Source organism: Mucilaginibacter ginsenosidivorax, assembly GCF_007971525.1.
GTDB classification, from domain to species: Bacteria; Bacteroidota; Bacteroidia; order Sphingobacteriales; family Sphingobacteriaceae; genus Mucilaginibacter; species Mucilaginibacter ginsenosidivorax.
Window position 1 is genome coordinate 3,937,428 of the sequence record NZ_CP042437.1, and the last position, 18,864, is coordinate 3,956,291.

An 18,864-nucleotide genomic window follows, 5' to 3' on the forward strand; every position below is an offset into this window, starting at 1 on the left:
ATGGTTAGTAAGTATATATAAAACCATTACGGATGTTTTTTTGCAAACGCTACAACAGGAGTTGGATTTGAGACGAAGCATTATCGGTTAATTATTATTGCTCCTTATCCAGTCATTTTATGGCTGCAAAATCATTCAAAAGTAATTTCCACATTGTCAGTAACCGGGTGGCCTGTGCAGGTAAGGATGAGGCCGGCGGCCTGGTCGGCATTGGTGAGCACGTCGTTTTTTACCATTTCTACTTTTCCGGTAATGCACCTGGCTGTACAGGTGGAGCATACCCCGTTGCGGCAGCTGTAGGGCAGGGGCAGGTTGTTTTGCAGGGCGGCCTGCAAAATAGACTGGTTTTCGCCCACGGGCAGGTCATGAAGTTCGCCGTTGAATTTGATCCTGATATTACGGGGAGCAAAAATAGTGGCGGTAGCAGATACCGCGACAGTCTCTAAAACAAAGTTTTCCCTGCGGATCTGCTTAGGGTCAATTCCCATATACACCAGCGCAAAGCGAATCATCCGCATGTATGGAAATGGCCCGCAGAGGTAAAATTCGGCATTGCCCAGGCCTGAGGGTGCCAATTGCCGGGTTAAACTTTCAACCCTGTCGGCATTCAGGCGGTTGGCTTCACTGCTCAGTAGGTGAATGATTTTAAATCTGCCGGGGTGAAGGGTGGCAAGCAGGTCAAGTTCGCTTTTAAATAGTACGGAGCCAGCATCCTGGTTGCTGTAAATAAGCGTAAGCCTGCTTTTGCCCGGTCGGTTCAGGATATATTTTAGCTGCGAGAATATGGGAGTAATGCCACTACCGCCTGCAAAAAAGAGTATGGATTTGTCTTGTTGATAGTTACTTACCGTAAACCTGCCTGCCGGTGCCAGGGCATTAAGCACATCGCCGGCTTTTATTTTGGTGAGCATAAAGCGCGAGATTTCGCCGTTACTGATACGCTTTATGGTGATGGAAAGCAAAGGCTCGTCTGGCGAGGAACTTAAAGAATATGACCGGCGGATTTCCTCGTTGCGATGATTAAATATCAGTGTGAGGAATTGTCCGGCTTTGTGTAGTACAGGCTTGCCGGGTGTATTGGACAGGTAAAAGGTAGCCGTATCGGGGGCTTCCCATTTTATCTGTTCAACTTTAAGCTTCAGTATATCAGTGGTCATACGGTACAAAAACGGCCCCGTTACATGGTAAGGGGCCGTTTATATTTTAATGGGCAGCTTAAATTAAGCTATCGCTTTTGCATAAAGTTCGGCAACGTGTGCCCAGTTAATCACGCTCCAGATGCCTGTTAAATAATCAGGACGGCGGTTTTGATATTTAAGGTAATAGGCATGTTCCCAAACATCGATACCTAAAATTGGGGTGCCTTTTACTTCGGCAATGTCCATCAATGGGTTATCCTGGTTAGGGGTTGATGTTACAGCCAGTTTTTTATCAGCAGTAACAATTAACCATGCCCAGCCAGATCCAAAGCGGGTTGCACCAGCTTCGTTAACTTTAGTTTTTAAATCGGCAATTGAACCAAAAGTGCTGGTAATTGCAGCAGCTAAAGCGCCTGTAGGTTCGCCGCCACCATTTGGTGAAAGTAAAGTCCAGAACAGGGTGTGGTTGTAGTGGCCGCCACCATTATTACGTACAGCAGGCGCAAATTTTGAAATATTTTTGATGATATCCTCAATGCTGCTATCAGCTTCCGGCTTACCTTCAAGGGCTTTATTTAAATTAGTAACATAAGCCTGGTGATGTTTGCCATGGTGAATTTCCATGGTCAGTTTATCAATGTGCGGTTCCAATGCATCGGTAGCGTAGGATAACGCCGGTAGTGTAAATGCCATAATTACAATTTTAAAGTTTAATGATTGTTATGTAACAAATATAAGAGTAGATTTTACTTTTTGTTCTAAAAATATTGTCAAGGTTGTGTCTGAATCAGGATTTACAGAATTTAAGAATTAGCAGAATCTTATCAAGCTATAAAAGCATTCTGTCCATTCTTAAATTCTGAAAATTCTGATCCCTACTTCCTCTTGCTCCTGAAAAAATTCTTCACCAGTTCTGAGCATTCATTTTCACGAATACCGCCGGTGATTATGGTTTTGGGGTGGGTTATTTTTTGGTTAAGCCTGCCAAAGCCCAGCTTTACATCATAAGCGCCAAACACTATCCGCGCTACCTGGAACCAGTAGGATGCCCCGGCACACATTACACACGGTTCCATAGTTACGTATAGGGTACAGCCCTGCAGGTATTTACCACCCATTGAATTTGCCGCCGCTGTAAGTGCCTGCATTTCTGCATGGGCCGATACATCGTTAAGGCGCTCGGTAAGGTTATGGCCACGGCCAATGATCTTGCCGCCGTAGGTTACTATAGCGCCGATAGGGATTTCATCTTCCTCCAGGGCATACCGGGCCTCTTTTAAGGCTTCGCCCATAAAAAAATCGTCGGGGGATATGGCGGGCTCGTCTTCGAAATTTATATACCTCATTTAAATCAGTTTACTGCCGTTGGGCACAGGTTTATCAACGGCTGCCAGTACAATATCACCATTTTCGTCGGCAAGGCCGGTTACCAGGAACTCCGACATGAATTTGCCTATTTGTTTTTTGGGGAAATTTATCACCCCTAAAATTTGCCTTCCTACAAGGTTTTCCTTTGTATAGTGTTTGGTAATTTGCGCGCTCGACCATTTGATGCCAAATTCGCCAAAATCAACCCTTACTTTAAAAGCCGGTTTACGTGCCTCGGGGAAATCGATAGCTTCTAATATAGTACCTGCCCGCAACTCTACTTGCTCAAAATTATGCCAGGTGATGGTTTCCATGGCACAAAGGTAAAATAGAATCAAGAGACAAGAATCAAGAATTAAGACTTTTTTATGGTGTTGCTCAATAGATGAAATAGTGAAAAGTTTTATCCGGATAATAATCAATGTATTGTGGCTTATTGTCGAATAAAAACCGGGACAAAAACAATAAGGGAATTTAAAAATATTACTGTTTCATCTTCAACACAAAGGCTGAGCGCCATTTTAGTAAGGAATAGGCATCTGTTTTACTTAATACGTTTCATGTATCCATGTCATCACCCTCACCATTTCGCCCCTGATATCTTTATTTGGCCGGGTAAAATTGTTGTTCATGAAAGCGAAAGCCAGGCGCTTTCCTTTGCGGGTTACCAGGTAGCCGCTTTGATTATGATTGTTGGATAACGACCCGGTTTTGGCCCAAACAAAGGCCTTTCCGCCATCTGTTTTATAAGCATTTTTAATGGTGCCGGTTAGCCCTCCGGCGGGCATCAGGCTATGCAGCAGGGTGTCATTTTTAACTTCGTCGGCAATTTTGCAAAGTAATTTTACCATGCTGCGCGGGGTAAATAGGTTGTAGCGCGAAAGTCCCGATCCATCTACCCATTGCGGCTCATCGGGTAAATCATTTAAAAAGTTCTTCTTCGAATAATTGATCACCGAATCGGTGTTTAGCATATTAAACTTTACCGACGAGCAAACCAGCAACAATTGTTCGGCAATAAAATTATCGCTTGGCTGCAGCATCCGGCGATATACAGAATCGGCGTTGGCATTATAAATGGTTTTAGCCGAGCTGCTGATGGGCAGGTACGTTAAGTAAACAGGCTTTTTTAAGGTATCTTCCAACAATTCCTTTGTAAGCATGTCGCTTGTTTTCCAGGGTACCAGTTGGTTGAATTTTTTTGGAATGTCTGTTTGCGGATAGGCAAACCGGTTAGTTAACAGGTCGCGCTGTAATTTAAATCCGGCAGGCTTAAAATCGGGGTCGCGGGTTAAAAATCTTTTAAAATATTGCGGTTTTACCTGTAGGTTACCATCGGCATCGCCATATAAAAATACTTCGTTATCTTCTATCGGGAAAGCGCTTAGTTCCTGTTGGTAATCGTCATTATAATCATCCCATCCCCAGCCGGGGCCAAAAATTTTACCCGTATAACCGGTGGCCGACCAATACAGGCTTTTACTGCTGTTCTTTAAAAAGTTAAAACCATTAACCCCCTTCAGGTCGCTGTGTAAAAAAGATGGGTCGCCGGTGCCCCAAAACACCAGTGAATCATGGTGCATTTCGTACTTTAATGCAGGTATCGAATCGCCCAGCATTTTAAGGCAGGTGTAAAAAGTAAACAGTTTGGTGTTTGATGCCGGGGTAAAATATTTATCAGAATTTAACTCAAATACCATCTTTTTTTGATCCATATCGTATAAAGCAAAACCGGTAAAATGATCATTGGAAACCTGCGATTGTTCAAACTGCTTTTTAATATTCCGTTTATTGATGGAATGGCTTTGAATACTGCAACTCCCCAATAATAAACCGCAAATTGTTATCAGAAATGTAAATGTTGTGCCCCGCATAAATATTTAGTTATTTAACCAATTAATGTTGTAAATTTAATATTACCAATTATACCAAATTGTTACTTAAGCTATTTCATAAACTAAAGCATTTCCGGTCGTTGTGGCTCTCGTGCCTGCTGGCATTTTGTTTCACGGCAGCCCATGCGCAGTACTTTGATTTAGATGCCCGCAAAAAAAAAGTAACCATACCCTTTAAGCTGGTGCGTAACCTTATGGTTATTAAATTAAGCATCAATAACAGGGGGCCGTTTAACTTTATTTTAGATACAGGCGTTGGCCTCATGATTATCACCGACCCCAAGTTGGCCGATTCTATAAGCATCCCCAATAAACGTACGTTAAAAATACCCGGGCTTGGCGAAGGTGCTGATGCCGAAGCTTATGTAACCTCGGCCTTAAAGATAGATATTCCGGGGCTGGTAAGTTATGATGTGGCAGCGGCTATATTAAAAAAAGATCTTTTTAGTTTGTCGGGTTATGCGGGTATGCCTATACATGGGCTTATAGGCTACGAGTTTTTTAACAACCTGGCAGTAAAAATAGATTTTCAGGACAGCACGGTAACTGTTAGCCGCCCCAAAGACCTTAAAGTTTTCAGGAAAGGCACGCAGGTACCCATAACCATTGAAGACAGGAAGCCCTATGTAGAAAGCAACGTGATACTGCAGGGTGGCCGTGCGGTAAAAAGCAAACTGATTATTGATCTGGGGGCCGGGCACCCCATATCGCTCGAAAAAATTATACCTATTTATGGGCTGCCGCAAAAATTTATCGCGTCGGCCAATCTCGGTATTGGGTTAAACGGGCCCATTAATGGCTTTATTGCCCGCCTGGAATCGCTGGAGATAGGTAAGTTTAAAATAAAAGGCATTATATCATCCTTTCCCGACGATGGCAATAACCAATCACGGCTTTCGGTACCCAGGGACGGTAACCTGGGCATTGGTGTGCTTAAACGGTTTTCGGTCATATTCGATTATACCGGAAATTCGATGTATTTGAAACCTAATATGAATTTTAAAGAGCCTTTTGAGCACGATATGAGCGGTATTGAATACTATGCAGCCGGAGCCAATTTGGATAGGATAATTATAAACCGCGTGGAACCCGGATCTGCCGGCGATGAAATAGGATTGGAACGGGATGACGAGATTGTGGCCATTAACTTTAAGCCGGTTTCTAAAATGAGCCTTGAAGAAATTGACGCATTATTCCGATCGAGGAACGACAGGAGCCTTTTGCTGGATGTTTTTCATGATAAAAAGCTGGATAAGGTAGTGCTTACCTTAAAACGCAGAATTTGATTACCCATTTTTATTTAATTAGGCACCTGTTTTATAAAAAAACGGCAAACTTTGCATAAGTTTACGGTTTAAGTAGACTTATTAATGAAGAAAAACCCTGTGGCAGGCCAGTTTATGCGCGGCACTGCATTAATTTTAACCGTTTTGGCTGCCTCCTGCGCCACAAAAAAACAAACGGCAAATCAAACTTTAACCCTTAAAACAACAGCCGGCCCCGGTGGTACAACTGCTACCGCAACCGTTGGCGCCCCTAAAAAAGAGGGTATTAAGAAATTCAGCGACCTGATTACAGGTAAGATAAAGGCTGATAGCGGATTGTTTAATACTTATAAGGTTGATGGTAAGTATTATTATGAAATTCCGGATTCGTTACTAGTTCGCGAAATGCTTGTTGTAACCCGCTATGTAAAAACTCCGGCCGGTTTAAGAACATTTGGTCAGCAATACGGTGGCGAACAACTTAACGAACAGGTTTGGAAATGGGAGCGCCATGATAAGCAGGTTTTTATTCGTGTACCCAGCTATAGCGTAAGGGCCGATAGCACATCTGACATGTATCAATCGGTTAAAAACTCAAACCTTGATGCAGTTTTAGCCTCTTTTGATATCAAGGCTTTTAATAAAGATACTACCGGGGTTTTAGTTGATGTAACTGATTTTTACAATGGCGATATTGCCGCGATAGGTTTATCGGACGATGTTAAAAAGGCCTATAAAATTTCAGGGGTTGATGGCGCACGGTCTTACATAGATACTATCAAAAGCTTCCCTATTAACCTGGAAGCGCGCACGTTAAAAACTTACCGCTCGGGCGAGTCGCCAACGGATAATTCAAACGGCGCAGTAACATTTGAGTTAAATACATCAATGGTATTATTGCCAAAAACACCAATGAAACCACGCATCAGCGATGCCAGGGTTGGTTTTTTTGGCCAGCGCCAAACTGATTATGGTACTGATAAACAAAAATCGGAAGTTACGGCCTATATCCACCGCTGGAAACTGGAGCCAAAAGACCCGGCAGCTTATGCCAAAGGACAACTGGTTGAACCTAAAAAGCAAATTGTTTATTACATTGACCCCGCCACACCAAAAAAATGGGTGCCATACTTAATTGCCGGTATAAACGACTGGAATAAGGCATTTGAAGCCGCGGGTTTTAAAAATGCCATTATAGGTAAAGAGGCGCCTACAAAAAAGCAGGATCCTGAATTTAGTACCGAAGATGCACGCTATAGCGTTATCCGTTACTTTGCTTCTGATGTTGAAAATGCATACGGCCCGCATGTATCCGACCCGCGAAGCGGCGAAATATTAGAAAGCCATGTTGGCTGGTACCATAATGTAATGAACCTGCTGCGCGATTGGTACCTGATACAAACAGCAGCTGTTAACCCGGCCGCACGCAAGGCCCAGTTTACCGACGAGCAAATGGGCGAGTTGATTCGTTTTGTATCATCGCATGAAATTGGCCACACGCTTGGCTTGCCCCACAATTTTGGTTCAAGCTATGCTTATGCTGTCGATTCGTTGCGTTCAAAATCGTTTACGGATAAGCATGGTACCGCGCCATCAATTATGGATTATGCGCGTTTTAACTATATAGCCCAGCCTGGCGATAATGTAACGCACCTTTATCCGCAAATTGGGGAGTACGACCTTTGGGCTGTAAAATGGGGTTATAGCTGGTTCCCCGGCAATAAAACTGCCGACCAGGAGAAAGATATACTGGCCGACTGGACAAATAAAAAAGCCGGCAACCCTCTGTATTACTTTGGCCGCCAGGGCACATCAATTGACCCGCGCCTGCAAAATGAAGATTTGGGCGATAACGCAATGAAGGCAAGTACCTATGGTATTGCCAACCTGAAACGTATTTTGCCAAACCTTGAAAAATGGACCTACCAAAAAAATGAAGACTATGGCGATGTAAGCGAGCTTTACAACGAAGTTTTGGGCCAGTATTACCGTTATATGGGCCATGTAACCACCAACATTGGCGGCATGAACGAAAATTTTAAAACGTACGATCAAAAAGGCCCGGTATATGATTTTGTAGGTAAAGGCCTGCAGCATGATGCCGTGGAATTTTTAAATAAACAAATATTTGCTACACCTTATTGGCTTATTGATAAAGCCGAACTGGGCAAGTTTGATAATGGTGTAATGTATAACCGCATTAAAGGAATGCAGGTAGCGGTGCTTGGCAATGTACTTAGCCAATCAAGACTGGCCCGTATGTATGATAACGAAGCCAAAAATGGCACAGCTGCTTACACCGTAGCCGAATTGCTGAACGACCTGCGCCCGGCTATTTTTGCTGCCGGTAAGCCAGATGCGTTTAAACGCAATTTACAGCGCGGGTATGTGGAAAATCTAAGGAGTTTATTGACCGATGATTTCAGGGGCTTCCCGGGCTTCCCGCCGCAGGTATTGGCTTCGTTTGGATTGACACCAATTAATATGGCATTATCAGATATAAGGCCTATGGTGCGTGCCGAGCTAAAGAAAATTGACGCCGGCTTACCAAAGGGAGGCGACGCATTAACTGCCGCGCATTATGCTGATTTAAAGCTACGCATAAAAGAAGCATTGAATCCAACAAGGCCAATAGTTAACTTGCCTGGCGGTGGAGTTATACGTGGCATTAATGGCGAAGAAATGCCGAAAGAAAATACCGGCAAAGGATACCTTAATTGCTGGCCAAGAACAAATGTGGATAACTAATTTATTTCTTCAATAAAAATAGTTGCATAAAAAAGCCTGCTTGGTAATTACTTAAGCAGGCTTTTTTTATGATTTTTGGCATGCGTTGATGCTCATCGAAATATCTTTTACTATTGAACAAATAGCGGTAATAAAGCAGGGTTTACTTAAGCTGACTTATGTTTTCAAAAAATGCAACCTGTATATCGAGCAGCGACTTTACATTTATTTTTTCGCCATAGGCATCAAAGCAAAGAAATTTGGTACTTTCAGGATGATTTCTGGTGGCTTTTTCAAAAAAGTTGAAAGTTTCAAAAAAATAATGATTGATTGTAACATTATTTTTACCATTGGTTTGCGAGGCATTAAGCCTAAAGCCGATCGCATCCATCCAATTATGGACCTTTGCGTGTAAATTATTGCTGAGTTTGTTCATAGGTTAAATGTTTTTTAAGTATAACGAAATCGTTAAGGATTTTGTTGCACTGTCTTTTATACATTTGTTTAATAAACCCGTGGATAACTGATTTGGCTAAAAAATTAATTAATAATAAAAAGAATGCTTTATATCGCTGTTTTTTGAAACTAATTATCCACATATCCGTACTAAGGTTACTATATACTACTAAAAATATATTTTATGGGAAGACTACGACTTTTATTACCCGTTTTATTGCTTTGCATGATAAGTGTAAACTCATGCAAAAAGGATAAAACACCCGGCCCAACCGGGGCAACAGGTGCAGATGGGGCACAGGGGCCAAAAGGAGATACAGGTGCAACAGGACCACAAGGACCACAAGGAGCAACAACGGGCATTCCCGGCCCAACAGGAGCCACCGGCGCAACGGGGGCCACAGGTGCAACTGGAGCAACAGGTCCCATTGGCCCGGCTGGTCCAACAGGAGCCACCGGCGCTACAGGAGCCACAGGTGCAACCGGCCCGATAGGTCCGCAAGGCCCGGCAGGCCCAACGGGTGCTACCGGAGCAACAGGCGCTACGGGAGCAGTAGGCCCAATTGGTCCGCAAGGCCCGGCAGGTCAAACAGGAGCTACCGGCGCTACGGGTGCTACCGGCGCCACGGGGGCAACAGGCGCTACCGGTGCGGTTGGCCCGAGAGGACCGGCTGGTCCGGCAGGCCCAACTGGAGCTACTGGTGCTACAGGGGCAACCGGCGCTACCGGTGCAACGGGAGCTACAGGCGCACAAGGCCCGGCAGGACCGCAAGGCCCGGCAGGAGCCGATGGATCTGTTAGCATAAAAAGCTATATAATAACTAACCAGAGTGTGAGCTCGGCGGCGGCAACCAAGCTTAATGTACCGGCAATTACACAATCAATTGTTAATAGCGGCTTGGTATTGGTGTATTTAAGGGTAACAGGAACAACAAGCTTTTACTCCCTGCCTTTCATCAGGATTACTAATGCCATATACCAATCAGATGTGGGCCTGGGTTTTGTAAACATTATTGCCAATTTCAACTCACCAGGCTACGATTTTAAAGTTGTAGTAATTCCGGGCGGTAGCGTAACCACCTTACAGGTTACCCACCCGGGCCTTAACTTTAAAAATTACAACGATGTTGCATCGGCGTTAAACCTGAATTAATTAAAAACTGACTGATCTTATAATAACACCCCAGAGGCTGCTTTAAAAGGCAGCCTCTTTTTTATTTAAGAACGTTTGGTTGTTAGTTTAACTTCATAAGAAGGGGTTGAATGGGCGGCACAACAATCATAACTGCGCTACAGGTAATCGCGCTTTGTTAAATTGATGGCAAGATCGATTGTTCTCTCTTCAGGAATTTTACTTAAAATGATGGCTGCAACCAGCAGAGGGTGGTGGTTAACAACTCAAACAACCACAAATGCCCGACTAAAAAGTCGGGCATTCATGGTTACTTGATACGTTATTGGTAAAATAGGGCGAGATTGTAAATTAAAAAGAGCCTTTAGCGGCCTGCGGGGCCTCGGCCAGCAAATCATCTGTTAGCTTTTCAAATTCATTAATAAACTCTTTGTAGTATTCGCCTGTACCCGGCCCACTGAAGCCGGTGTGTATTTTGCGAACATCGCCGCTTTTATCAATGATGATGGTTGTTGGGAAGCCAACTACTTTTGATAGCATGGGCAGGCTTTTTGATGTTTCGGCTTTATCACTGGTATAGCCGGTTATCAATAACTCGTAAGGCACATTAAAGCGGGTTTTTACCTGCTGCAATGCTTTTTGCGATTTGGCAAAATCGCTGCTGCGTTCATACGCCAAACCTACCACCTCAACCCCCTTTGGCTGGTATTTTTTATAATAATTAACCATGTATGCGGTTTCATCCATGCAATTGGGGCACCATGAACCTAATATCTGTACAATAACTACCTTGTTTTTATACCGGTTATCCTGCAGGGAAACTGTTTTGCCTTCGATGTCTTTAAAAGTAAAATCTATTTTTTTAAAGCCGGGTTTAAGCGCGGTTAACGAGTAAGCGTCAGGTAATTTTGCGTTAGCATCTTTTACAGCAGCCCAACTTTGCAAGCCCGAGTAGCCTGCATAAAACTTACCGCCCGTAAGCGTTTTATCATCCTTAATGGTGGCTGTAAAAGTGTAGGCATGCCCACCGTCAAAACAGGATAGGAATAGCTTATCGCCGGCAACAATACCTTCCAGGTAGCGGTAATCGCCGGTGGTGGTTAAAAATGTGCCGGTTAGTTTGGAGCCAACCTGTTTAAACTCGCCCACCGTAGTATCGGCGCCATCGCCCTCGCCAATAATGGCCGACCATCGCCCGCCTATGTTAAATGCCGGTTTTTCGGGTGCTTTCAAAAAACGCCAGGTAGTATTTGGCGTAGCTGCAAACGGGGTTAAAACGTCCTGGCTTGCCAGGTGCTTTATCCAGTTGCCCGTTAACTTATCGCCATCCAGCTTTAGTTTAAATTCCGAGTTAAAGAGCGGCATGTGTATAAATACAGAATCGCCCACGGTAGCAACATCTGTAACCTTAAACCTTTCAACCCCGTTAATAATAGCCAATTGCTGTTTGCCGGCAGTATCTTTAACATCAAAGTTAAACGGAATTTCGTTCCCTGATTTGGTGCTGAGCGCCCCGCGCCATACACCCGTTTTAAGTTTGGTTTGTGCCGATGCTGCCTGTATAAGCAAGGCGCATGATAAAGTTGCTATGATGGGTTTTAATTTCATATCTCGATAAAAATGTCTACCAAATTAATAGACTATCAAAAGTATGAAATTTAGGCAATTATTTCAATATCTCCCTCGAAATTACAATCCGCTGAATTTCTGATGTGCCCTCGTAAATCTGGGTTACCTTGGCATCGCGCATCATGCGCTCCACATGGTACTCTTTTACAAAGCCGTAACCGCCATGAATTTGAACAGCTTCAACCGTGGTACGCATGGCTACATCTGATGCAAAAAGTTTGGCCATTGAACTGGCCTGTGCATACGGCTGGTGATGGTCTTTTAGCCAGGCAGCCCTTAGGCAAAGCAGGCGCGCTGCTTCAATTTCGGTAGCCATGTCGGCAAGTTTAAATTGAATGCCCTGCAAATCGGCCAGAGGTTTGCCAAAGGCTTTGCGTTGTTTTGAGTATTGTAAAGCAAGTTCATAAGCGCCGGATGCTATCCCCAGTGCCTGTGCGGCTATACCTATTCGCCCGCCTTCTAATAATTTCATGGCAAACTTAAATCCGAAGCCCTCATCGCCAATGCGGTTTTCTTTAGGTACTTTAACATCATCGAACATAATAGAATGCGTGTCTGAACCGCGAACGCCCATTTTATTTTCTTTTGGGCCAATGGTAAAACCGGCCATGCCTTTTTCAACAATAAGGGCGTTAATGCCATCGTGCCGTTTGGCGCCATTGGTTTGCGCCATTACCAGGTAAGTTGAAGCGGTGCTGCCGTTAGTAATCCAGTTTTTGGTGCCATTAAGCAGATAGTGGTCGCCCATATCAATGGCGGTGGTGTGCTGCGATGTTGCATCTGAGCCCGCTTCAGGTTCCGACAGGCAAAACGCGCCTATGCTTTCGCCCTTAGCTAAGGGAACTAAATATTTTTCTTTCTGAAATTCATTGCCAAATTTTTCGAGCCCGTTACAAACCAACGAGTTGTTTACCGAAAGGATCACGGCTGTAGAAGCATCAATTTTCGAGATCTCTTCTATTGCCAATACGTACGATATGGCATCCATGCCGCCACCGCCATATTGAGGGGCAACCATCATCCCTAAAAAACCAAGTTCGCCCAGTTTTTTAATTTGTTCAGCCGGGAATTGCTGATGTTCATCGCGCTCAATAACGCCGGGTTTTAATTCGGTTTGGGCAAAATCACGGGCAGCCTGCTTAATCATCAGCTGCTCTTCTGTAAATTCAAATAGCATAGTAAAATAAAAAGCTAAATATAACAATTTGCTATGCATGCATAGTAAAAAATAAACATAAAAAAAGAGAGCCTTTTTTGAAGCTCCCTTTCCCCTAATTAATTTAAACTATTGATTAAACCCAAAACAAAGAACAAAAAATCTCAACTTGGGCGTCTGAGAATTCAAAAAAAGTTTTTCACAGGTAGGTGATTTAATTTTTTTTCACAGATTGTATGCAGGGCGAATTGTTTTAAACAAATTTATTGCCAGTATTTATTATTTTGATAGTTATTGGCAATAAATAATAGTTACGGCGCAATTATTTAATCCGATAATTTTTACGAACTTTAATAATCAAACGTTAAATTATTTTTTGAGCCCCTACTAAAGATAAATTCTAAAATTAATCTTATTTTTATGCTACTTACTGATTTTGAATATCTTAGCAATTCTGACGAGGCTTTTAAAAAGAAAATAGCACTACAGATCAAGAACCTTAGGCGGCAAAACCAGGTTACCCAGGAGAAGTTTTTTACCGAAACCAACATTAATATTGCCCGGCTTGAGTCTGGAAAAATTGATATCAGGCTGGATACCCTCCGAAAAGTTTGTTATTATTTTGATGTTTCATTGGCTGGTTTTTTTCAGGGCATCTATTAAAAGTTGCCTGTTTTAATAAAACCGCTGTCCTAAATTCTATTATTCAATACAATCGTTGTATTTTTTTACATACACCCAAACAAACAGATGATCAAAAAGACTACACCCGGCCTGTTGTTAAGCGGGCTCATTGCAATTGTGCTGCTTCCGGCCTGTAAAGACAAGACAAAAATTTATGCCGACAACGACCCCGTAATTAAAAACATGGATACCAGTGTGAAACCTGGCGACGACTTTTTTAAATACGCCAATGGTACCTGGTTAAAAAAGAACCCCATTCCCGGCGCATACGCGGCCTGGGGGATAGGCAACGTGGTACAGGAGGAACTGCGCGACCGGATGAGGAAAATTAATGAAGACGCACTAAAAGCTAATGCGCCCAAAGGCAGCAATACCCAAAAAATAGGCGATTTTTATTACAGCGGTATGGACACCGTTGATATTGAAAAGCGGGGCATTACGCCGCTTAATGATGAACTGAAAAAGATTGAGGATATTAAAGATGTAAAGGGTCTTATTGAGGAATTTGCCCACCTGGATGGGATAGGGGTAACTACGCCATTAGGTACCTATGCCGGGCAGGATAGTAAAAACAGCGATAAAATAATGTTGCAGTTGGGCCAATCGGGGATAGGATTGCCAAATCGCGATTACTACTTTAATACCGATGCGCATAGTGTTGCCATCCGCACCGATTATAAGTTAACGCATTTGCCAAAAATATTCAGGTTAAGTGGCTTGCCTATTGACGCTGCCGGTGCTGCCGCCAAACAAACCTATGCCCTTGAAACGGCGCTTGCCGATAGCAGCCGCAAACTGGAAGACCTGCGCGACCCTTACCGTAACTATAACAAAATGACGTTGGCCGGTTTAAGCAAACTGGCGCCCGATATCGACTGGAAAGCCACCTTCCAAAAAATGGATTACAAGGATGTGGATACCGTGATTGTTGGCCAGCCAGAATATTACCGGGCCCTCAATAAGGCATTGCATGATTACAGTATTGCCGATTGGAAAAACTACCTGCGTAAAAACCTGGTTACCTCTTTCGGATCGTACCTGAGCAAGCCATTTGACCAGGAACTGTTCCGTTTTTATGAAATGGTGCTTTACGGCAGCAAGGAGCAATTACCACGCTGGAAAAGGGTGCTTGATTTGGAAAATGGTGTAATGGGCGAAGTGCTTGGGCAGATATTTGTAAAAGAGTACTTTCCCGAAAAAACTAAGGAGCGGTATGTAAAACTGGTTGAGGCCATGCGCGAAACCTTTAAGGAGCATATTGAAAAGCTTGACTGGATGAGCCCCCAAACCAAAGAAAAAGCATATTATAAACTGAGCAAAGTAATGCCAAAAGTTGGCTACCCGGATAAATGGAAAGATTTTTCGACACTTGAGATTGACCGCGGCCCGCTTGCGCTAAACATGATGCGTGCCAACAACTGGCAGCACAAGTTTAACGCAGCTAAACTGGGTAAGCCCGTTGACCGTACCGAATGGGGGATGACGCCACAAACTTATAATGCCTACTACAACCCATCCAATAACGAAATTGTGCTGCCTGCCGGTATTTTTGCCATACCCGGCTTTAAAGACGAGAATATTGACGATGCCATCATTTACGGCTACGCGGCTGCATCTACCATTGGCCACGAAATGACACATGGCTTTGACGACCAGGGCCGCCAGTTTGATGCTAAAGGAAACCTGAAAGCATGGTGGCTGCCCCAGGACTCGGTTAAGTTTACCCAGCGCGCGCAAATGCTCATCAACCAGTTTAACGGCTATACCATTTACGGCCTACACATAAACGGCAAAGCAACGCAAGGCGAGAATATTGCCGATTTGGGCGGTATAGTAATAGGCCTTGATGCATTTAAAAAAACAGAGCAATATAAAGAGGGCAAAACCATCAACGGGTTTACCCCGCTGCAACGCTACTTTTTAGGCTACGCGTTAGGATGGCTGGGGCAAGACAGGCAGGAAGCCTTGCAAAGCCAGATATTAACCAACGAACATGCCCCAGGCTTTATGCGCGTAAACGGTCCGTTTACAGATGTGCCCGAGTTTTATGAAGCATTTGGCATAAAGAAGGGAGATAAAATGTGGCTTGATCCGGATAAGAGGGTGAAGATTTGGTAATTGGCCGAAGAGCTCCTTACAATAGGAGCTCTTCAATCAATTATATTTTATTATCAAGAAGGTATTGTTTACCTTTAGTAGTTAGTAGAACAGAGTTGCCCTTGGCATACCATTTGATATAACCAAGCTCTTTCAATCTCGCTATTTTTATAGCCGTTAACGTTCGGGAAATTTTTAACTCTTGAGTTAAATCCACAACTTCAAAGAAATCTTCACCTGCTTCATAATGAAGCATAATCTGTTTTAGAATAGCATTTAATAATTCTAAATCCCCTTCTAGCTTTTCCTCGTTGATTTTCGTAAATGGATTGTTCCCAATCTCAGGCTTTTCAAATAGCGGCGATTGGTGAATGGTTCTTACTAACTCATCATAACAATATTCATATTCGTCAGATTTTGAAAAGTTTATATACAGCTTACTTTTCAGAAACGTTGGCAAATCAGTACCGCCCGTCTGCTTTATAATCGGGATGATTTTCTTTACATCAATCTGTTTCATTAGATTTGATGTGATAATCATCTTCTCATAGCCAACTCCTCCTGTTCCACTGTTGGCTTTTTCCACATACTTCTCGCTACAGACCATTATTATATAATCTGATGATGCCAAATTAGTTTCCATAAAATGAGGCAGGTCATCACCTGGCTTTAATTCAAATTGATCCAAAATTGCATCGATACCATTATTGCGTAATCTGTACGCGAGCTCCAAGATCCATTTTTTATGGTCTTGTGTATCATGAGAGTAAGAGATAAAGACTTTAGGAATAGACATAAATTATTTAATGATGTAATTAATCAACGCGAATATCAATAATTGCTATTGGTAACAAGTTGATATCTCAAATTTATCTTTCTATCCCTTATGTTACAAACGCCTTTTAATAAGGCGTTTGTTTTTTGATAAATTTGATGCAAACGTTTTCTGCATGACAAAAACTTACAACAAAATTATTTTATGCGGTGCTGTGCTAACTACAATGGCACTAAGCGCATATATAGCAAAACCAAATGATCCTGTTTTTGATAACCTGGATCAGTCGGTTAGCCCCGGTGCTGATTTTTTTAAGTACGCCAATGGCGGCTGGCTTAAGCGCAATCCTATCCCGGCAGCTTACTCCAGTTGGGGAATTGGCAACGTGGTATCGGAAGAATTGCGCGACAGGCTGAAGAAAATTAATGAGGATGCTTTGGCCGCCAACGCCCCAAAAGGCACCACTACACAAAAAATTGGTGATTTTTATTTTACCGGTTTGGATACCGTAAATATTGAAAAACGCGGCATCGACCCATTAAAAGCACAATTAGCCTTGATAGACCAGGCCAATGATGTGCCTTCCATTTTAAATGCGGCGGCTGTATTAAGTACTACGGGCACCCGTAACGTATTTGGAGCGCGGGTTGGGCAGGACGCCAAAAACAGCGCTAAAATGATATTGCAGCTGGGGCAGGCAGGTTTAGGCCTGCCAAACCGCGATTATTATTTTAAAACAGACGCCCGCACGGTTAAAATCCGCACCGATTATACAACTAACCACCTGCCAACCATGCTTAAACTTACAGGCTACGATGAGCAGCAGGCTAAAGCAGGTGCCGAAAGTATTTACAGGATAGAAAAATTTTTGGCCGATAGCAGCCGCAAGCTTGAAAAGCTACGCGACCCTTATGCCAACTACCATAAAATGACGCTGGCGCAATTGAACGCGCTTACGCCGGATGTTAACTGGAATACGGTTTTTAAAGCAATGGAGTTGAAACCGGTAGACTCGGTAATTGTTGGACAGCCGGAGTATTACAGGGCTTTAAATACAGCTTTAAAAACATTCGCTGCCGGAGATTGGAAAGCTTACCTACGCTGGAAACTTATTGCATCCTACTCGCCATACCTTACAAAGGCGGTCGACGATGAAAGTTTCCGTTTTGGCGGTAAGGTAATATCGGGCCGTAAAGAACAGCTGCCCCGCTGGAAACGGGTATTGGATACCGAAAATGGTTTAATGGGCGAAGCCCTTGGCTTTTTGTTTGTAAAAGAATACTTCCCGGTTACGGCCAAGCGGCGTTATACAGATATGGTTGAGGCTATTAGGCAAGCCTATCGTGAACATATTGCCAAACTGGATTGGATGACACCAGAAACCAAGCAAAAGGCGCTGGTAAAATTGAACGCCATTCATCCCAAAGTAGGTTATCCGGATAAGTGGAAGGATTTCTCGACGTTGGTAATGGACAGGGAATCATACGCCGGCAATGTAATGCGGGCCAGGCATTGGGCTTACCTGGTTAATATTAACAAGCTGGGCAAACCGGTTGACCACACAGAATGGGGAATGACACCGCAAACCTACAATGCCAGCTACAGCCCGTCGAACAACGAGATAACACTGCCGGCAGCGCAATTTACCATTCCCGGCGTAAAAGACAGCGAGGTTGACGATGCCGTAGCTTACGGCTACGTAGCTGCATCAACCATTGGTCATGAAATTACCCACGGGTTTGACGATGAAGGCCGCCAGTTTGATGCCAAAGGTAATTTGAAAACCTGGTGGACACCAACCGACTCGGTAAGGTTTACCAAGCGGGCCAACATGCTGGCCGACCAGTTTAGCAGCTACGTAGTGCTTGACAGTCTGCACGTAAACGGCAAAGCCAGTTTAGGCGAAAATATTGCCGATTTGGGCGGGATAGTGTTAGGTATTGATGCTTTTAAAAAAACCAAACAATATAAAGAAGGGAAATTGATAAATGGGCTTACACCCATGCAGCGTTTCTTTTTGGGCTACGCCCTTGGCTGGCTTGGCCAGGAACGCGACGAGGCATTAGCCAACCAGATACTAACAGATGTGCATGCCCCCGGCTTTTTGCGGGTAAATGGTCCCTTTAGTGATGTGCCGGAGTTTTATGAAGCTTTCCACATTAAAAAGGGGGATAAGATGTGGTTAGATCCGGCTAAAAGGGTAAAGATTTGGTAGGCAAGCCCCCCAGCCCCCTGAAAGCGGAGCTTTTGATTAGCAGGATTGATACCACAAAGTTTTCTTTTTCCGCGATCTGTGTCTTCACAGATCGCTTTTTCGGATGTTCTTTGGGTGATGGAGTAGATAAAACTAAATTGCCCAGTTTGAACGAAATAGAATAAACAACAAGCTTTCCGCGATTTGCGTTAGGGGGAGTAGCGGATACCGGCCAATGTGGATAAGGCCTGTGCAGTATGAGCGAATGACCCGGGCCGCAGGCAACGCCAACTTTAGCAGTAAGTATCAAGTAGTAAGACTTTTTGAATGCGGAATAAAAGTAAATA

15 protein-coding genes are annotated in these 18,864 nt (G+C 43.6%); 6 read left to right on the top strand and 9 right to left on the bottom strand.

Annotated features, from left to right (window positions below):
• Positions 1-131 precede the first annotated feature (131 nt).
• From FSB76_RS16550 to FSB76_RS16570, 5 genes are all read right to left on the bottom strand, one after another.
• Positions 132-1,157: a ferredoxin--NADP reductase gene (locus FSB76_RS16550; RefSeq protein WP_147055196.1), complete on the bottom strand. Its 1,026-nt coding sequence runs from the start codon at positions 1,155-1,157 to the stop codon at positions 132-134.
• 63 nt (positions 1,158-1,220) lie between these two features.
• The gene (locus FSB76_RS16555) at positions 1,221-1,832 is read right to left on the bottom strand and encodes a superoxide dismutase (RefSeq protein ID WP_147055198.1); all 612 of its coding nucleotides are present in this window, start codon (positions 1,830-1,832) and stop codon (positions 1,221-1,223) included.
• A 182-nt stretch (positions 1,833-2,014) separates the two neighbouring features.
• Positions 2,015-2,485: a nucleoside deaminase gene (locus FSB76_RS16560; RefSeq protein WP_147055200.1), complete on the bottom strand. Its 471-nt coding sequence runs from the start codon at positions 2,483-2,485 to the stop codon at positions 2,015-2,017.
• Positions 2,486-2,821: a tRNA-binding protein gene (locus FSB76_RS16565; protein ID WP_147055202.1), complete on the bottom strand. Its 336-nt coding sequence runs from the start codon at positions 2,819-2,821 to the stop codon at positions 2,486-2,488.
• A gap of 234 nt (positions 2,822-3,055) precedes the next feature.
• The gene (locus tag FSB76_RS16570; protein WP_147055204.1) at positions 3,056-4,381 is read right to left on the bottom strand and encodes a D-alanyl-D-alanine carboxypeptidase/D-alanyl-D-alanine-endopeptidase; all 1,326 of its coding nucleotides are present in this window, start codon (positions 4,379-4,381) and stop codon (positions 3,056-3,058) included.
• 59 nt (positions 4,382-4,440) lie between these two features.
• On the opposite strand from FSB76_RS16570, the gene FSB76_RS16575 reads away from it, so the two are divergent.
• Both FSB76_RS16575 and FSB76_RS16580 read left to right on the top strand, forming a co-directional pair.
• Positions 4,441-5,688 carry an aspartyl protease family protein gene (locus FSB76_RS16575; protein ID WP_147055206.1) on the top strand — a complete coding sequence of 416 codons (1,248 nt, stop codon included), beginning with the start codon at positions 4,441-4,443 and terminating at the stop codon, positions 5,686-5,688.
• A gap of 84 nt (positions 5,689-5,772) precedes the next feature.
• The gene (locus tag FSB76_RS16580) at positions 5,773-8,415 is read left to right on the top strand and encodes a zinc-dependent metalloprotease (RefSeq protein WP_225976224.1); all 2,643 of its coding nucleotides are present in this window, start codon (positions 5,773-5,775) and stop codon (positions 8,413-8,415) included.
• Positions 8,416-8,557: 142 nt separating this feature from the next.
• Here FSB76_RS16580 and FSB76_RS16585 read toward each other — a convergent pair whose 3' ends face one another.
• On the bottom strand, positions 8,558-8,830 hold the full coding sequence (locus tag FSB76_RS16585; RefSeq protein ID WP_147055208.1) for a hypothetical protein: 273 nt from the start codon (positions 8,828-8,830) through the stop codon (positions 8,558-8,560).
• Positions 8,831-9,034: 204 nt separating this feature from the next.
• On the opposite strand from FSB76_RS16585, the gene FSB76_RS32840 reads away from it, so the two are divergent.
• Positions 9,035-10,003 carry a collagen-like domain-containing protein gene (locus FSB76_RS32840; RefSeq protein ID WP_317131351.1) on the top strand — a complete coding sequence of 323 codons (969 nt, stop codon included), beginning with the start codon at positions 9,035-9,037 and terminating at the stop codon, positions 10,001-10,003.
• Between the two features lie 330 nt (positions 10,004-10,333).
• Here FSB76_RS32840 and FSB76_RS16595 read toward each other — a convergent pair whose 3' ends face one another.
• A complete protein-coding gene (locus tag FSB76_RS16595; RefSeq protein ID WP_147055210.1) occupies positions 10,334-11,590 on the bottom strand; it encodes a peroxiredoxin family protein in 1,257 nt (418 codons plus the stop codon).
• Positions 11,591-11,648: 58 nt separating this feature from the next.
• Entirely contained in the window at positions 11,649-12,788 is a 1,140-nt protein-coding gene (locus FSB76_RS16600; RefSeq protein WP_147055212.1) for an acyl-CoA dehydrogenase, read from the bottom strand.
• Positions 12,789-13,187: 399 nt separating this feature from the next.
• Between FSB76_RS16600 and FSB76_RS16605 the strand changes: the two genes are divergently transcribed.
• Positions 13,188-13,430, top strand: coding sequence for a helix-turn-helix domain-containing protein (locus tag FSB76_RS16605; protein ID WP_147055214.1), 243 nt, complete (start codon positions 13,188-13,190; stop codon positions 13,428-13,430).
• A gap of 87 nt (positions 13,431-13,517) precedes the next feature.
• The gene (locus FSB76_RS16610; RefSeq protein WP_147055216.1) at positions 13,518-15,569 is read left to right on the top strand and encodes a M13 family metallopeptidase; all 2,052 of its coding nucleotides are present in this window, start codon (positions 13,518-13,520) and stop codon (positions 15,567-15,569) included.
• Between the two features lie 40 nt (positions 15,570-15,609).
• Here the strand turns inward: FSB76_RS16610 and FSB76_RS16615 are convergent, their stop codons facing one another.
• Positions 15,610-16,344, bottom strand: a complete 735-nt coding sequence (locus tag FSB76_RS16615) for a toll/interleukin-1 receptor domain-containing protein (protein WP_192910082.1) — start codon at positions 16,342-16,344, stop codon at positions 15,610-15,612.
• 205 nt (positions 16,345-16,549) lie between these two features.
• On the opposite strand from FSB76_RS16615, the gene FSB76_RS16620 reads away from it, so the two are divergent.
• Positions 16,550-18,538: a M13 family metallopeptidase gene (locus FSB76_RS16620; protein WP_225976225.1), complete on the top strand. Its 1,989-nt coding sequence runs from the start codon at positions 16,550-16,552 to the stop codon at positions 18,536-18,538.
• The last annotated feature ends 326 nt before the right edge of the window (positions 18,539-18,864 follow it).

Coding starts and splice junctions, on each gene's coding strand:
- FSB76_RS16620 (WP_225976225.1), top strand. CDS start 16,550: ATGGCACTAAGCGCATATATAGCAAAACCAAATGATCCTGTTTTTGAT.
- FSB76_RS16605 (WP_147055214.1), top strand. CDS start 13,188: ATGCTACTTACTGATTTTGAATATCTTAGCAATTCTGACGAGGCTTTT.
- FSB76_RS16550 (WP_147055196.1), bottom strand. CDS start 1,157: ATGACCACTGATATACTGAAGCTTAAAGTTGAACAGATAAAATGGGAA.
- FSB76_RS16565 (WP_147055202.1), bottom strand. CDS start 2,821: ATGGAAACCATCACCTGGCATAATTTTGAGCAAGTAGAGTTGCGGGCA.
- FSB76_RS16595 (WP_147055210.1), bottom strand. CDS start 11,590: ATGAAATTAAAACCCATCATAGCAACTTTATCATGCGCCTTGCTTATA.
- FSB76_RS16555 (WP_147055198.1), bottom strand. CDS start 1,832: ATGGCATTTACACTACCGGCGTTATCCTACGCTACCGATGCATTGGAA.
- FSB76_RS32840 (WP_317131351.1), top strand. CDS start 9,035: ATGGGAAGACTACGACTTTTATTACCCGTTTTATTGCTTTGCATGATA.
- FSB76_RS16580 (WP_225976224.1), top strand. CDS start 5,773: ATGAAGAAAAACCCTGTGGCAGGCCAGTTTATGCGCGGCACTGCATTA.
- FSB76_RS16560 (WP_147055200.1), bottom strand. CDS start 2,485: ATGAGGTATATAAATTTCGAAGACGAGCCCGCCATATCCCCCGACGAT.
- FSB76_RS16615 (WP_192910082.1), bottom strand. CDS start 16,344: ATGTCTATTCCTAAAGTCTTTATCTCTTACTCTCATGATACACAAGAC.
- FSB76_RS16600 (WP_147055212.1), bottom strand. CDS start 12,788: ATGCTATTTGAATTTACAGAAGAGCAGCTGATGATTAAGCAGGCTGCC.
- FSB76_RS16610 (WP_147055216.1), top strand. CDS start 13,518: ATGATCAAAAAGACTACACCCGGCCTGTTGTTAAGCGGGCTCATTGCA.
- FSB76_RS16570 (WP_147055204.1), bottom strand. CDS start 4,381: ATGCGGGGCACAACATTTACATTTCTGATAACAATTTGCGGTTTATTA.
- FSB76_RS16585 (WP_147055208.1), bottom strand. CDS start 8,830: ATGAACAAACTCAGCAATAATTTACACGCAAAGGTCCATAATTGGATG.